General features: G+C 59.6%; 9 protein-coding genes. All 9 read left to right on the plus strand.

Annotated elements, in window-relative coordinates; translation table 11 throughout:
• The first annotated feature begins 81 nt into the window (after nucleotides 1-81).
• The 9 genes from NFR47_RS06830 (at nucleotide 82) to NFR47_RS06870 (ending at nucleotide 16234) form a co-directional block, all read left to right on the plus strand.
• Nucleotides 82-2712, plus strand: coding sequence for a valine--tRNA ligase (locus NFR47_RS06830; protein ID WP_251214825.1), 2631 nt, complete (start codon nucleotides 82-84; stop codon nucleotides 2710-2712).
• 147 nt (nucleotides 2713-2859) lie between these two features.
• Complete coding sequence (rnhA, locus tag NFR47_RS06835; RefSeq protein ID WP_251214826.1) at nucleotides 2860-3315, plus strand: ribonuclease HI; 456 nt, start codon at nucleotides 2860-2862, stop codon at nucleotides 3313-3315.
• Between the two features lie 125 nt (nucleotides 3316-3440).
• The gene (locus NFR47_RS06840; RefSeq protein ID WP_251214827.1) at nucleotides 3441-5270 is read left to right on the plus strand and encodes an ABC transporter ATP-binding protein; all 1830 of its coding nucleotides are present in this window, start codon (nucleotides 3441-3443) and stop codon (nucleotides 5268-5270) included.
• Nucleotides 5271-5484: 214 nt separating this feature from the next.
• Nucleotides 5485-8880 carry an isoleucine--tRNA ligase gene (gene ileS / locus NFR47_RS06845; protein ID WP_251214828.1) on the plus strand — a complete coding sequence of 1132 codons (3396 nt, stop codon included), beginning with the start codon at nucleotides 5485-5487 and terminating at the stop codon, nucleotides 8878-8880.
• Between the two features lie 80 nt (nucleotides 8881-8960).
• Nucleotides 8961-9341 (plus strand): TraR/DksA family transcriptional regulator, encoded by a 381-nt coding sequence (locus NFR47_RS06850; protein WP_251214829.1) that lies wholly within the window; start codon nucleotides 8961-8963, stop codon nucleotides 9339-9341.
• 224 nt (nucleotides 9342-9565) lie between these two features.
• Nucleotides 9566-11395: a BamA/TamA family outer membrane protein gene (locus NFR47_RS06855; protein ID WP_251214830.1), complete on the plus strand. Its 1830-nt coding sequence runs from the start codon at nucleotides 9566-9568 to the stop codon at nucleotides 11393-11395.
• 242 nt (nucleotides 11396-11637) lie between these two features.
• A complete protein-coding gene (locus tag NFR47_RS06860) occupies nucleotides 11638-12699 on the plus strand; it encodes a ComEA family DNA-binding protein (RefSeq protein ID WP_251214831.1) in 1062 nt (353 codons plus the stop codon).
• Nucleotides 12700-12880: 181 nt separating this feature from the next.
• Nucleotides 12881-13072, plus strand: coding sequence for a 30S ribosomal protein S21 (gene rpsU / locus NFR47_RS06865; RefSeq protein WP_251214832.1), 192 nt, complete (start codon nucleotides 12881-12883; stop codon nucleotides 13070-13072).
• A gap of 210 nt (nucleotides 13073-13282) precedes the next feature.
• Nucleotides 13283-16234 (plus strand): SusC/RagA family TonB-linked outer membrane protein, encoded by a 2952-nt coding sequence (locus tag NFR47_RS06870; RefSeq protein WP_251214833.1) that lies wholly within the window; start codon nucleotides 13283-13285, stop codon nucleotides 16232-16234.
• The last annotated feature ends 9 nt before the right edge of the window (nucleotides 16235-16243 follow it).

The following is a 16243-nucleotide window of genomic DNA, read 5'->3' on the forward strand; positions in this document are numbered from 1 at the left end:
ATTTTTTACGAATATTTATTTCATTTTAACGGATTCTTAATAACTTTGCGCTTCCCGATAACACTGTCAAATATCCGCATCATGCAAATCGCAGACAAATACGCCCCGCAGCAAATCGAGGCCAAATGGTACGACTACTGGACCGCCCGCCGGCTATTCCACTCGGAGCCCGATGCCCGCGAACCCTATACGATTGTCATCCCCCCGCCCAACGTCACGGGCATGCTCCACATGGGCCACATGCTCAACAACACACTGCAGGATGTGCTGGTCCGTCGCGCGCGCATGTTGGGCAAGAACGCCTGCTGGGTGCCGGGCATGGACCACGCGTCGATTGCCACCGAAGCCAAGGTCGTAGCCATGCTCCACGAGCAGGGGATCGAGAAATCGTCGCTCACGCGCGAGGAATTCCTCAAGCACGCCTGGGAGTGGAAAGAAAAGTACGGCGGTGTCATCCTCAAGCAGCTGCGCAAGTTAGGCGCCTCGTGCGACTGGGAACGCACCTGCTTCACGATGGACGACGCCCGCACCGAGAGCGTCCTGCGGGTCTTCTGCGACCTCTACGAAAAAGGCAAGATTTACCGCGGCGTACGCATGGTCAACTGGGACCCCTCGGCCAAGACGGCCCTTTCGGACGAAGAGGTGGTTTTCAAGGAATCGCACGGCAAGCTCTACTACCTGCGCTATAAAGTGGAGGGTACGGACAAGCATATCATCGTGGCCACGACGCGTCCCGAGACCATTCTGGGCGACACGGCCCTATGCGTCAACCCCGACGACAAGCGCTACGCATGGCTGCCGGCCGACGCGAGGGTCGTTGTCCCGCTCGTAGGCCGCTCGATTCCCGTCATCCGCGACACCTACGTCGACATCGAATTCGGCACGGGCGCGCTGAAAGTCACCCCGGCCCACGACGTCAACGACTACATGCTCGGCGAAAAATACGGACTGGAAACCATCGACATCTTCAACGACGACGGCACCATCAACGACAAGGTGGGCATGTACGTCGGCGAGGAGCGTTTCGACGTGCGTCGCAAAATCGAGGGCGACCTCGCCGCGGCGGGCCTGCTTGAAAAGACCGAAGACTACACCAACAACGTAGGATACTCCGAACGCACGGGCGTGGCCATCGAACCCAAGCTCTCGATGCAGTGGTTCCTCTCGATGTCCGAACTGGCGAAACCCGCCACCAAAGCCGTTTTGGAGGACGCTATCCGCTTCGTACCCGAGAAATACAAGAACACCTACCGCCACTGGATGGAGAACATCAAGGACTGGTGCATCTCGCGCCAGCTGTGGTGGGGCCAGCGCATCCCGGCCTACTACCTGCCCAAGGGCGGTTTCGTCGTGGCGCTCACGCCCGAAGAAGCGCTCGAAAAGGCGCGCGCCAAATCGGGCGACGCATCGCTGCAACTCAGCGACCTGCGGCAGGACGACGACGTGCTGGACACGTGGTTCTCGTCGTGGCTGTGGCCCATTTCGGTGTTCGACGGCATCCGCAACCCCGACAACGCCGAAATCAACTATTACTACCCCACCAATGACCTGGTGACGGGCCCCGACATCATCTTCTTCTGGGTGGCCCGCATGATTATGGCGGGCTACGAATACCGCGGCGACAAACCGTTCGCCAACGTCTACTTCACAGGCATCGTGCGCGACAAAATCGGCCGCAAGATGTCCAAACAGCTGGGCAACTCGCCCGACCCGCTCGACCTGATCGACAAGTACGGCGCCGACGGCGTGCGGCTGGCGATGCTGATGTCCTCGTCGGCGGGCAACGACGTGATGTTCGACGAAGCGCTCTGCGAACAGGGCCGCAACTTCGGCAACAAGATATGGAACGCCTACCGCCTGGTCAACGGCTGGACGGCCGACGAAACTGCCCCGCAGAGCGAGAACAACCGCCTTGCCGCCCAATGGTTCCGGCAAGTGCTCGGCCGCACGCTCCGCGAAGTGGCCGACGACTTCCGCTCGTACCGCATTTCGGAAGCCTGCACCACGGTTTACCGCCTTTTCTGGGACGACTTCAGCGCCCAGTACCTCGAAATGGTCAAGCCCGCGTTCGGACAGCCCGTCGACCGCCGCACGCTGGACGAGACGCGCGGGTTCTTCGACGCCCTGATGCGGATGCTCCACCCCTACATGCCGTTCATCACGGAGGAGATATGGCAGGACCTCGCGCCCCGTGCCGAGGGCGAATCCATCTGCGTGGCTCCGATGCCCGAAGCCGAAGCCGCCGACAGCGCCCTGCTGGCCCGCTTCGAGCTGGTCCGCGAAATCGTCTCGGCCGTGCGCAACATCCGCAATCAGAAGAACCTGCCGCAGAAAGAACAACTGACGCTGCAAGTCATCGCCGACGACAACTACCCGGCCGAATATGCCCCCGTACTGATGAAGATGGCCAACCTTTCGGCCATCGAAACCGTCGCCGGGAAAGACCCGGCCGCGGCGGCGTTCATCGTCAAGACGACGCAGTACTTCGTACCGCTGGCCGGGATGATCGACGCCGACGCCGAACGCAAGAAACTCACCGACGACCTGGCCTACTACGAAGGATTCCTCTCGTCGGTGATGAAAAAGCTCTCCAACGAACGGTTCGTCAGCTCCGCGCCCGAAAAGGTCGTTGCCAACGAACGCGCCAAGCAGGCCGACGCCGAAGCGAAGATCGCGGCTATCAAGGAACAACTGAAAGCCTTGGGCAATTAAGAATTAAAAATGAAAAATTAAGAATTTTGCGATTAAGCGAAAGCAGAGACTGCCTGCAAGCTCCGCCCATGCAGCGAGTAAAGGAAACAAACGCATCGAAGAAACGATTTTTAATTCTTCATTCTTAATTTTTCATTGATTGGAATTGTGCCGACAATTACAATATATACCGACGGCTCGTCGCTCGGCAATCCCGGGCCGGGAGGCTATGGCGTCGTCATGATTTCGGGACCCCACCGCAAGGAGATGTCGCAGGGGTTCCGGCTCACGACCAACAACCGCATGGAACTGCTGGCCGTGTGCGTCGCCCTCGAAGCCCTAAAATTCCCGGGGTCCGAAGTCACCGTCTTCTCCGACTCGCGCTATGTGGTCGACGCCGTCGCGAAAGGCTGGGTCTTCGGGTGGGAGAAGAAAGGGTTCGCCAACAAGAAGAACCCCGACCTCTGGATGCGGTTCCTGCGCGTCTTCCGCCGCCACCGCGTCCGTTTCGTCTGGGTCAAGGGCCACGCCGAGACGGCCGAGAACAACCGCTGCGACATGCTGGCCGTCGCCGCCGCCAACGGCACCGATCTGCCCGACGACGCGGGCTATCTGCCCGAATAGCAAACCGAAGCGATAATCCCACGGATTCCGTACCCGGCGCCGGACCCTCCATTGCGGCCCGAACGCGGCATTTGCTTTTGCGCTTGGCTTTTCGTACCTTCGCGTCGGCTTAAACATTCGTCTGCATGTTCAAAACATACCTCCGGCTCCTGGGTTTCGCCCGGCCCATCGGGCGCTACGCCGTCCCCTACTTCTTCTACTCGCTGCTCTACGCGCTGTTCAATTCCTGCACGTTCCTGCTCATCATACCCATCCTCAACACCATGTTCCGGCCCGACTTCACGTTCCGGACCGTCGAGAAGCTGCCGCCCCTGACCTTCGACGCGGCCTACCTCGAAACCCTGTTCAACTACGGCTATTCGCACATTTTCAACGAATACCGCATCGAGAACGTGCTGATTCTGCTGGCCGCCATCGCCATCGTGTCGAGCCTGCTGAGCAATCTGTTCCGCTACCTGGGCGCATGGACCGTCGAGAAACTCCGCACCACGACCCTCCAACGCATCCGCAACGAGATGTTCACGCGCGTGGTCGACATGCACGCCGCCTACTTCAGCGACCAGCGCAAGGGCGACATCATTTCCAAAATCACCTCCGACGTCAACGTCGTGCAGTTCTGCATAACCAACACCTTGCAGGTGGCGTTCCGCGAACCGTTCCTTATCATCTTCTACCTCATCATGATGGTCGGCATTTCGTGGGAGCTGTCGCTTTTTTCGCTTTTCTACCTCCCCATCGTCGCCCTGCTGATAGGCAGCATCGTCAAGCGGCTGCGCCACCCCGCGCTCACGAACCAACAACGCATGGGCGAACTGGTCTCGGCCCTCGACGAATCGCTCGCAGGCATCAAGGTCATCAAGAGCTACAACGCCACCGGCTACGTCAAACGCAAGTTCTACGAACTCAATGCCGACCTCTCGCGCATCACGCTGTCGATGGCCCGGCGCCAGCAGCTGGCTTCGCCCATGAGCGAATTTCTCGGCATCACGGCCGTCGGCATCATGCTTGTGTTCGGCGGCGCACTCGTCGTGCGGGGGGCGCTCAACCCCGGCGGATTCATCGCCTTCATCGCCATGTTCTCGCAGATTACGCGTCCGGTCCGCACCTTCATCGACCAGTTCGCCAACATCAACCAAGGCATCGCCGCGGGCGAACGCATATTCTCCATCATCGACACCCGCAGCGAAATCGAAGACAAACCCGAAGCCCTCACGCTCAACGGTCTGAAAGAGAAAATCGAATTCCGCGACACCCATTTCTCCTACGACGGCAGCCGCGAGGTCATCGACGGCGTGTCGTTCGAGATCCGGCGCGGCGAGACCGTCGCGCTGGTGGGTCCCTCGGGCGGCGGCAAATCGACCCTCAGCGAACTGATTCCCCGCTTCTACGACCCCACGGCAGGCGACGTGCTGATCGACGGCGTATCGCTGCGCGACTACTCGCAGGAGAGCCTCCGCGCCCACATGAGCGTCGTCTCGCAGGACACGGTCCTGTTCAACGACACCATCGAGGGCAACATCGCCATGGGACGCCCCGGCGCCACGCACGAAGAAATCGTCGAAGCGGCCCGCATCGCCAACGCCGACGACTTCATCCTCGAAGCCCCCGAGGGCTACGCGACCAACATCGGCGACCGCGGCGCCAAACTCTCCGGCGGACAGCGCCAGCGGCTCTCCATCGCCCGCGCCGTGCTGAAGAACCCCGATATTCTTATCCTCGACGAAGCGACTTCGGCCCTCGACACCGAGAGCGAAAAGCTCGTGCAGGAAGCCCTCAACAAACTGCTCGTCGGGCGCACCTCCATCGTCATCGCCCATCGGCTTTCGACTATCCACAACGCCGACCGCATCGTTGTCATCGACCACGGGCGTGTCGCCGAACAAGGCACCCATGCCGAACTGATGGCCAAAGGCGGCATCTACGCGAAACTTATCGAAATGCAGTCGTTCGAGTAAATTCACAATGCACAATTCAGAATTCACAATTATTCAAGGAGGGTCATGCTCTCCTTTTTTTTGTACCGACTTTTGCGATGCTTGCGAAACGTTTGTCATCCGAAAAGAACGCGAATCTATCGCCCGCTCCGACAAGAAATTGTGAATTGTGCATTGTGAATTCTGAATTCCTTTTCCTATCTTTGCATTTTCGAGCAAAACAGCAACACGCGATATGAAGTTCAAGGAGTACAAGGGTCTCGACCTGGCAGGGCTGGCCGCCGAGGTCCTGGGCGAATGGGACGCCCGCGACACATTCCACAAAAGCATCTCCACGCGCGAGGGGCATCCTACGTTCGTCTTCTACGAAGGTCCCCCGTCGGCCAACGGCCTGCCGGGCATCCACCACGTCATGGCCCGCACGATCAAGGACGTATTCTGCCGCTACAAGACGCAGCAGGGCTACCTCGTCCACCGCAAGGCCGGGTGGGACACCCACGGACTTCCCGTCGAACTGGGCGTCGAGAAGAAATTAGGCATCACCAAGGAAGACATCGGGCGCAAGATTTCCATCGAGGAATACAACCGCACTTGCCGCGAAGCCGTCATGGAGTTCACGGGCGTGTGGGAGAACCTCACCCGCAAGATGGGCTACTGGGTCAACATGGACCACCCCTACATCACCTACGACAACAAGTACATCGAAACCCTTTGGTGGCTTCTCAAACAGCTGTTCGACAAAGGGCTGCTTTACAAGGGCTACACCATTCAGCCCTATTCGCCCGCAGCAGGCACCGGGCTTTCGACCCACGAACTGAACCAGCCCGGGTGCTACCGCGACGTCAAGGACACGACCTGCACGGCCCAGTTCGCCGTCGTCCGCGACAAGCTGAGCGAAAAACTCTTCGGCAACGACGACTGCCCGCTCTACTTCCTGGCCTGGACCACCACTCCGTGGACCCTGCCCTCCAACACCGCGCTTGCCGTCGGTCCGTCGGTCGAATACGTCAAGGTGCTGTGCACCAACCCCTATACCGAGACGCAGCAAGCCGTCATTCTCGCCCGCGACCTCGTCCCCGCCTACTTCACCAAGAAGATGGAGGGCACCTACGAAGTCACCGGACAGAGCTGGCGCGGCGACGAACTCGTCGGCATCCGCTACGAACAGCTGATTCCGTGGGTCCGCCCCGACGGCGATGCGTTCCGCGTCATCGCGGGCGACTACGTCACCACCTCCGACGGTACGGGCATCGTACACATCGCCCCCACGTTCGGTGCCGACGACGCACGCGTGGCCCGCGCCGCTGACATTCCGCCGCTGTTCATGGTCGACAAGGCCGGCAAGAACCAGCCGATGGTCGACAGGCAGGGCCGCTTCTTCCTCCTCGAAGACCTCGACCCCGAATTCGTCCGCACGCACATCGACCGGAAGCACTACGCCGAATATGCCGGCCGCTATGTCAAGAACGCTTACGACGACAAACTCACCGACGCCGATTCGACCCTCGACATCGACCTTTCCGTCATGCTCAAGGCCGAAAACAAGGTCTTCAAAATCGAGAAGCACACCCACTCCTACCCCCACTGCTGGCGTACCGACAAACCCGTGCTTTACTACCCGCTCGACTCGTGGTTCATCCGCACCACGGCCCTGCGCGACCGGATGATCGAACTGAACAAGACCATCCGCTGGCGTCCCGAATCCACCGGGTCGGGGCGTTTCGGCAAGTGGCTCGAAGGGCTGGTCGACTGGAACCTGTCGCGCTCGCGCTTCTGGGGCACGCCGCTGCCCGTATGGGCCACGGAGGACCACGCCGAACTGAAGTGCATCGGTTCGGTCGCCGAACTGATGGCCGAAATCGACAAGGCCATCGCCGCAGGGCTGATGCAGGAAAACCCCTACAAGAATTTCAAGGTCGGCGACATGTCGGCCGAAAACTATTCGACGGCCAACATCGACCTCCACCGTCCCTACGTCGACCAAATCGTGCTTGTCGCGCCCGACGGACGGCCCATGTACCGCGAACCCGACCTCATCGACGTGTGGTTCGATTCGGGCGCGATGCCCTATGCGCAGGTCCACTACCCGTTCGAGCACAAGGAAGAATTCGGCCAGGTCTACCCCGCCGACTTCATCGCCGAGGGAGTCGACCAGACGCGCGGCTGGTTCTTCACGCTGCACGCCATCGCTTCGATGCTCTTCGATTCGGTTGCGTTCAAGAACATCATCTCCAACGGGCTGGTACTCGACAAGAACGGCAACAAGATGTCCAAGCGACTGGGCAACGCCGTCGACCCATTCGAGATTCTCGACACCTACGGCGCCGACGCCACGCGCTGGTACATGATTTCCAACTCGCAGCCGTGGGACAACCTCAAGTTCGACCGCGAAGGGGTGGACGAAGTGCGCCGCAAGTTCTTCGGCACGCTCTACAACACCTATTCGTTCTTCGCCCTCTATGCCAACGTCGACGGCTTCACCGGCCGCGAAGAGACGATACCCGTCGAGAAACGGCCCGAAATCGACCGCTGGATCATTTCGCTCCTGAACACGCTTGTCGCCGACGTCACCCGCTGCCTGGAGGACTACGACCCGACGCCGGCAGCACGCGCCATCCAGGAGTTCGTCTGCGAGAACCTCTCCAACTGGTACGTGCGGCTGAACCGCAAACGTTTCTGGGGCGGTGAAATGACCGCCAACAAACTGGCCGCCTACCAGACGCTCTACACCTGCCTGGAAACCGTGGCCTTGCTCGCCGCACCGTTCGCACCGTTCATCGCCGACCGGATTTTCTGCGACCTGAACGCTGTCAGCGGCCGCCACAGCGACAAATCGGTCCACCTCGCGGCATTCCCCAAAGCCAGCCCCGCCGACATCGACGCCGAGCTGGAGGAGACGATGGCACTGGCCCAGCAACTCTCGTCGATGGTCCTGGCACTGCGCCGCAAGGTCTCCATCAAGGTGCGTCAGCCGCTGCAAAAAATCGTCGTACCCGTCCTCGACCCCGCCATGGCCGCCCATATCGAAGCGGTCCGCGAACTGGTCATGGGCGAAGTCAACGTCAAGGAAATCGAACTTATCCAAAACACCGCAGGCGTCATCACCAAGCGTATCAAACCCAATTTCAAGACCCTCGGGCCCCGCTACGGCAAGTACATGAAACAGATTGCCGCCATGACCGCGGAATTCACGCAGGAACAGATCGCCGCCATCGAGACCTCGCCCGAAACGGTGCTCGACATGGGCGGCGAACGCATCGGCGTCACCGCGGCCGACTTCGAGATTTCGTCGGAGGACATGCCCGGGTGGCTCGTTGCGTCCGAAGGCAAGCTGACCGTGGCGCTCGACATCACGCTCACCGACGACCTGCGCGCCGAGGGCGTGGCACGCGAGTTGATAAACCGCATCCAGAATATCCGCAAGGATTCGGGATTCGAGGTCACCGACCGCATCCGGGTCGAAATCGCCGACTGCGAGTTGGTGGCCGACGCCGTGGCCCGGCACGCGGGATACATCGCCTCGCAGACGCTGGCCGTGGAGGTCCGCACCGCCGCCGAACCCGCGGGAGCCGTTGTCGCCGATGCCGAAATCGACGAACAGCCCCTGCGCATCGCCGTGACCCGAGTGTAGGCGGATGCAGTTTCGGTGCGAAATGCTTGCATTATCGGAATATAATGCTTAATTTTACACTAAACCTAACGCGAAAAGCCATGGCAGACGAAAGAAGCAGATACAGCGACGCCGAATTGGAGGAGTTCAAACAGGTAATCCTCAAGAAGTTGGAAAACGCACGGGCCGACTACGAGCTTCTGCGCGCCACCATCACCCACACGGCCGACAACGACACGGAAGACACTTCGCCCACCTACAAGGTACTCGAAGAAGGCGCCGCCACCCTCTCCAAGGAGGAGAACGGACGGCTGGCCACCCACCAGATGAAGTTCATCCGCAACCTCGAAATGGCCTTGGTCCGCATCGAGAACAAGACCTACGGCATCTGCAAGACCACCGGGAAACTGATTCCCAAGGAACGGCTGATGAAAGTTCCCCACGCCACCGAGTGTATCGAGGCCAAGGAAAGCCGCCGCTGAGCCGCAGGCCCCTGTCTTAGGAAATTCCTTGGTCGGGAACTCTGGTCCATATTTGCCGCGCTTTTGCGCGGCTTTTTTTGTTACGTCGGGCTCTTCTTGGTACCGCCGGTATGCCCGCTATCAACTCTCCGGCGGCCTTTGAAACCCCGTCCGGCGCGGCTTGGCATACGATTTTCAAGGAAAAAATCGTTATATTCGCGGAATATTATACCATTTTTCGACCCATGTCCGGCCGGCTGTGCATCTTGTTGTTCGTGCTTGCGGCAGTGCTGCCCCTCACCCGGGCGACAGCCGCATGGCCCGGCACATACCACCCCGACCGCATCCCGCGCGACAGCCTGTCGAAAATCAGCGAACAGCGCAACCAACGCCTCTATGACAGCATCCGCGTGAAATCGAGCCGCCGCGCCGTGCCACGTCTGCTTTACGGCTGGTTCTTCGTGCGGCCGCGCACCGACACGGCGCAAAACGGCCGCGTGCTCGACGAAAACCGCGCGCTGGCCGCCTACGCAGGCAAAACCATCGGCGACATCCACGTCGAACGGCAGCAGGTGTTCCGCTCCGACGGCAACTGGCTCCGGCGCACCGGCAACAAGCTCCACGCCCTGACCGAAGAACGCGTCGTGCGCCGCGACCTGCTTTTCAAATCGGGCGACACGTTCGACCCGCAGCTTATCGTCCGCACCAAACAACTGCTGCGCTCGCGCCGCTACATCTCGGGCGTAGAAATCGCCGTGCGCCCCGACACGCTCGACACCACGCGTGTCGACCTGCTTATCCGCACCCGCGACAGCTGGACGATCACCGTCGACGGCGGCGCCTATTCGGAGGGCCGCACGATGGTGGCGCTCGAAGACGCCAACATTCTCGGCACGGGCAACATGCTCAAGGTCAAGACCAACTTCAGCCGCCGCGACTTCTCCTACGGCGGCAACGAAGTGGAGTACGAAATTCCCAACGTGCTGGGAACGTTCTTCACGGCGGAATTCGCCGCAGGGCGCGCATTCTACAACTCGACCCTCGATGCGAAGCTGTGCAAGGAATTTCTGCGGCCCACGGACTACGAAGCGGGCGTGAGCTACAACAATCTGAAGTTCAAGGAGTACATGATCGAACAGGACACGTCGCTGCTGGTACGCGCCCGCAATTTCGATGCGTGGGGCGGCTACTCGCACTTCCTGCCCTCGGTCTCGTCGAGCGTATACCTCACGGGCCGCTACAACCACCGCCGTTTCCTCCTGCGCCCGAACGACGTGACCGCCAACCATCACCCGTCGCTGCACGGCCACGACGCGGCGCTTTTCGGAGCGGGCATCTACCGCGAAAAATTCCTCACGGCCAACATGATATACGGATTCGGCTCGGACGAGTATCTGGCGACGGGCTACAAGGCCGAAATCGTCAGCGGCTACTCGTGGGGCGAATTCAACGACGAAGTCTACCTCGGTCTGAGTTACCGCACCGGCGGATTCCGGCGAGCGGGCTACATCATGGGGGGCCTCACCTTGGGCAGCTACATCGAACCCCTCACCGGCAAATGGAACCACAGCGCCGTCGACATCGACCTGCGGTGGTTCTCCCACCTGTTCATTGCCGGACGCAGCCGCCTGCGCCAATTCCTGATGCTCAACTACACCCACGGCTGGAACCGCGGCACGGGCAACGACGAAAGCATCCGCTTCACGCGCCGCAACGGCTTACAGGCGCTCAAGGAACGGGTTCTGGGCACCAACCGCGCGGTGCTGAACACCGAAACGGTGCTCTTCACCCCGTGGCAGCCGCTGGGTTTCCGCATCGCCTTTTTCGGATTCGCCGACCTGGGGCTGATCGGCTACTCGCCCAACGCGTTCAAGAACGACTTCTTCGCGTCGCTCGGCGGCGGCATCCGCATCAAGAACGAACGGCTTATCTTCAGCACCGTACAGATTCGGCTGGGCGTTGCGTTCAACAAGAACGGACTTGCCGACAGCGAATATTTCCGGCTGTCGAATTCCACCCGCCTGGAACAATACCGCTATCGCCCCACCCGCCCCGAAATCGTAGGGTTCGAGTAAGCGTCAGCCGATACGCTGCACCTCGGTCGATTGCTGTCCCTGCGTATAGCGCTGTTTATGACCGCCGTTCGTCCCCCGCAGCAGGTCGTGCCCGAACAGCGAGAACTGCAACCGCCCTATATTGCGCGATTCCGACCTACGGGACGGCGACACGAAAATAAACCACGAACCGGGAAAAAATTTTGCAGAACGGCGCGAACGCACTAATTTTGTAAAGAAGACGCGAAAATTTACCAAGAGAAATGAAACCGCTGTTCACGGAGAGGGAGATACGAGGAGTGGCGATATTCCTGCCGCTGGCACTGCTGGCACTGGGAGTGGCTCTGCTTGCGCGCCCGAGAACGGACGCGGGCGCGGCACGGGAAGCGGAAACGAACCAACGCCACGCAACCCGGCGGGACACGCTGCGCCCGAAACCTTTCGACCCGAACACAGTGACTTACGAACAACTGCGCGAAATGGGCCTGACGCAAACCGAAGCGGCGAGCCTGGTCCGCTACCGCTCCTATGACAAGATATTCCGCATACCGGAAGACGTGGCGGCATGCTACGGAATCGACGATTCGCTCTACCGGGTGCTGAAACCCCACATCCGCATAGCCCGCCGCTACACCACTGCGCCGCAGGGATACCGCCCGGGCCGGATGGTGGCGGAACCGCTGCCGCCGGAACAATTCCGCATAGACACGGTGAGCGCCCGCTACCTGGAAGCCATCGGCGCGCTGACGCGCCAACAAGCCCGGACCTTCGTGAAGTGGCGCGACACCCACCCCATCTGCGACATGGCGGAACTGCGCAAATGCTATGCAGTGAGCGATTCGGTAGCGACGGCGCTGGAACCCTACATCATTTTCAGCGAACGCGAACCGGCCGCCCCGCGCTATCCGATCGAGCTGAACGACGCGGATTCGGCGACCCTGCTGCTGGTAAACGGCATCGGCGAAAAGACCGCGGGCCGGATTGTCCGCTACCGCGAACGCCTGGGCGGCTACTGGCGGACGGAACAGCTGACCGAAGTGGAAGGCGTGACGGAGAGCAACTACGAAAAGATTTCGGCACAAATTTGCTGCGACAGTTGCAGAATTCGGAAAATTCATATTAACTTTGCGCCCGCTTCGGAGTTGCAGCGGCATCCCTATCTGACGCCGCAGCTGCTACGGAGAATACTCAAAACAAGGCAGTTGAAAGGAGGTTGGAGCACCCCGGAAGCATTTAACGAAGACAACAGACTCAAACCCGGAGAAGCCGCGAGGCTGGCTCCCTACTTGAGTTTTGCGCCTCCCGGCGGTGACGACGACGAGTAAACGACCGACGAAAGGGACGCGGAGGAACGCAGATTCCCCGGCCCGAAGAACCCCACGGCGGAAAGCCCGCGAAAAAACAAAAGAACGAAAGTTCTCGATAAACCGAGAGCAGAGCCGAATTTATTCGGGCTATGCCGAGGCGAGAAAAGGTAAAAAAAATTGAACTAAAAAAGCGAATATCATGATTATCATGCAGGTAAAAGAGGGCGAAAACATCGAACGCGCCCTGAAGAAATTCAAACGCAAATACGAACGCACGGGCGTACTGAAGGAACTGCGCCGCCGCCAGTATTTCACCAAGCCGTCGGTACAGAAGCGCGAGGCGATGATGCACGCCGTCTATGTAGCCCACATGGACCGCGACGACGACTAAAAACCGCATGCGCAACAACGCAAAGGGACCCTTGCAAGGGTCCCTTTTTCGTTACGAAAACGTCCCGAAACCAAAGAAATTCCTTACAATATGATATGGCAACGAAGAACCCGGAGCAAAAACTGAAAGCGAAAGCCCGGACGGAATATTTGGAAAACTCGAATATATTTCATTTCTTTGCAACCTAACTATGTTCTAAGAATCGCACTAATGCAAAAAACCAAACTTTTACTCACGGTTCTTGCTCTTGCACTGTGCTTCGGCCCGGTAACGGCCGCCGCGCAGGGGGGGGGTAAAATCCAGGTGAGCGGCACGGTCACTGCGGCCGAGGACAAACAGCCTCTGATCGGAGTGAACGTGATCGCAGGAGTCACGACGGGCGTCTCGACGCTTATCGACGGCACCTACACCATTTCCGTGCCCGCAGGAACCCGACTGCTGTTCCAGTACATCGGCTACAAGGACGTAGAATTCGTGGTACCCGGCGGAAGCCCGGCCGTCCGCTACGACGTAGCGATGGAAAACGATTCGCAGGCTCTTGAAGACGTGGTGGTGATCGCCTACGGCGTCCGCAAGAAAGGCACGGTAGCGGGCTCGGTCGCGACCATCAAGGCCGAGAACATCGAAAACACGCCGACGGCGGCTTTCGACCAAGCGCTGCAAGGCCAGGTACCGGGTCTGTCGGTGATGGCCGTATCGGGCGAACCGAGCGAATCGACGATCATGAAAATCCGCGGCGTGAACTCGATAAACTCGGGCACGGCACCGCTCTATATTCTTGACGGCGTAGCGATTTCGAGCGCCGACTTCAACACGGTCAATCCGGCCGACATCGAATCGCTGTCGGTACTCAAGGACGCCTCGTCGACCTCGATCTACGGCGCCCGCGCCGCGAACGGCGTAATCGTCATCACGACCAAACGCGGCCGCATGGCCGACCATCCGACCATCAACTACCGGATGCAACTGGGTTTCTCGCAGATAAACCAGCAAAACTGGAATATCATGAACACCGAGGAACGCATCCGCTATGAAAAGGAAATCGGCCAGACGGCGGGCAAGAACTACGACCTGCTGAGCAAGACCGACATAAACTGGCTGGATGCGGTCTACAACAATGCGGCACTGCTCCAGAACTACGAACTCTCGGTATCGGGCGCCACGGAAAAGACCAACTACTATGTTTCGGGCGGCTACTACAACCAGGAAGGTACGGCCATCGGCTCGGGATTCGAGCGCTACTCGATACGTGCGAACGTAGAACAGCGCGCGGCGAAGTGGCTGAAAATCGGCACCAACACGGCACTGAACTACCAGGAAATACAACGTGCCGACGACGGGGTGATGACCTTGGTGACGCCGATTTCGGCGGCGCAGTTCATGATGCCCTACTGGAACCCCTACCGCAAAGACGGCTCGGTGGCCTCCATCGAAGACGGCAGCTGGAAAGGCCAGGGCCAGAACCCGCTGGAATGGACGGCGAACAACCCGCTGACATTCAAGAAATACAAAATATTCTCGTCGCTCTTTGCCGAAGCGACCATCATCGAAGGACTGACCGTCCGCTCGCAATTCGGCATCGACTACTCCCACACGACGGGATTCGGCGTATCGTACCCCGAATACTCGCCCAATCTGAACGACGGCACGGCGCAGCGCAGCTCGACCGACGGACTGAACCTCCAAATCACCAACACGATCAACTACGCACTGAAGCTGAACGACAAACACTCGTTCAACTTCCTGCTGGGACACGAGGGAATCAACTACCACTACGAAGATTTCTCGCTGATAGCCAAAGGCCAGACGAACAACAAACTGACCAACATCAGCAACGCGACGCGAGTGACGAGCTGGAACGACATGACGGACGACGACTACGGCTACCTGTCGTTCTTCGCCCGTGCGGAATACAACTATGACAACCGCTACATGGTCGAACTGGCGGCCCGTACCGACGCCTCGTCGCGCTTCGGCAAGGACAACCGCTGGGGCCGCTTCTGGTCGGTGGGCTTCATGTGGAACATGCGCAACGAACGCTTCATGGACAACGTGGGCCACTGGCTGACGAACGCCCAAATCCAATTCTCGACCGGAACCTCGGGCAACTCGGCCATACCCAACTACGAACATCTGGCCCTTATCGGCGGCGGTGCGAACTACGCGGGCAATGCGGGCGTAGCGCCCATCCAACAAAGCACCGACGGACTGAAGTGGGAAAAACCCTGGACGACGAACCTGGGTCTGCACTTCGGATTCTGGAACCGCTTGGAAGTAGACCTCGAACTCTACAACAAGAAGACCACGGACATGCTGATGGAAGTACCCCAGTCGTACTCGGACAACGGCTACGGATTCCGCTGGGACAACGTGGGCGGCATGGTGAACCGAGGTGTGGAACTTACCCTCTCGGGAACGCTGATTGCCCACAAAGACTTCCTGTGGACGGCCAACGCGACGGTCTCTTACACGAAGAACAAAATCACGGAACTCTACAACGGAGTACGGGAATACGAACTCGCCAACACGAGCAAGAAACTGGTGGTGGGCCACGACGTAGGCGAATTCTACATCAACCGCTTTGCGGGTGTGAACCCTGCGAACGGCGACGCCCTGTGGTACACGAAAGACGGCGCGCTGACGACCGAACTGCGCGACGAAGACAAGGTGATGATCGGCAAGAGCATGTATGCCCCGTGGGAAGGCGGCTTCGGCACGTCGCTCTCGTGGAAAGGGCTCTCGCTGACGGCCCAGTTCAGCTGGGTGGCCGACCGCTGGATGATCAACAACGACCGCTACTTCAACGAATCGAACGGCCGCTTTGCGTCGAACAACCAGTCGCGCCGCCTGCTGGAACGCTGGAAAAAACCGGGCGACGTGACCGACATCCCGCGCCACGGAGTATACACCGAATTCGACTCGCGCCTGCTGGAAGATGCGTCGTTCCTGCGACTGAAGAACCTGATGCTGAGCTACTCGCTGCCGAAGAACCTGCTACAGAAGACGCGCGTACTGAACGGAGTGAGAATCTATGCGCAGGCGCAGAACCTCTTCACCTTCACGAAATTCTCGGGTCTGGACCCCGAAAGCCCGTCGAACATCTACATCGCCCAGTACCCTGCGGCGCGCCAGTTCACGTTCGGGCTCGACCTAACTTTCTAAACAGCGGAC

Origin of the sequence: Alistipes muris (genome assembly GCF_943193205.1) — a bacterium.
GTDB lineage: Bacteria > Bacteroidota > Bacteroidia > Bacteroidales > Rikenellaceae > Alistipes > Alistipes muris.

Bases quoted from the DNA above. Each gene is read 5' to 3' on its own strand.
- NFR47_RS06830 (WP_251214825.1), top strand. From the start codon at position 82: ATGCAAATCGCAGACAAATACGCCCCGCAGCAAATCGAGGCCAAATGG.
- NFR47_RS06840 (WP_251214827.1), top strand. From the start codon at position 3,441: ATGTTCAAAACATACCTCCGGCTCCTGGGTTTCGCCCGGCCCATCGGG.
- ileS (WP_251214828.1), top strand. From the start codon at position 5,485: ATGAAGTTCAAGGAGTACAAGGGTCTCGACCTGGCAGGGCTGGCCGCC.
- NFR47_RS06850 (WP_251214829.1), top strand. From the start codon at position 8,961: ATGGCAGACGAAAGAAGCAGATACAGCGACGCCGAATTGGAGGAGTTC.
- NFR47_RS06855 (WP_251214830.1), top strand. From the start codon at position 9,566: ATGTCCGGCCGGCTGTGCATCTTGTTGTTCGTGCTTGCGGCAGTGCTG.
- NFR47_RS06860 (WP_251214831.1), top strand. From the start codon at position 11,638: ATGAAACCGCTGTTCACGGAGAGGGAGATACGAGGAGTGGCGATATTC.
- rpsU (WP_251214832.1), top strand. From the start codon at position 12,881: ATGATTATCATGCAGGTAAAAGAGGGCGAAAACATCGAACGCGCCCTG.
- NFR47_RS06870 (WP_251214833.1), top strand. From the start codon at position 13,283: ATGCAAAAAACCAAACTTTTACTCACGGTTCTTGCTCTTGCACTGTGC.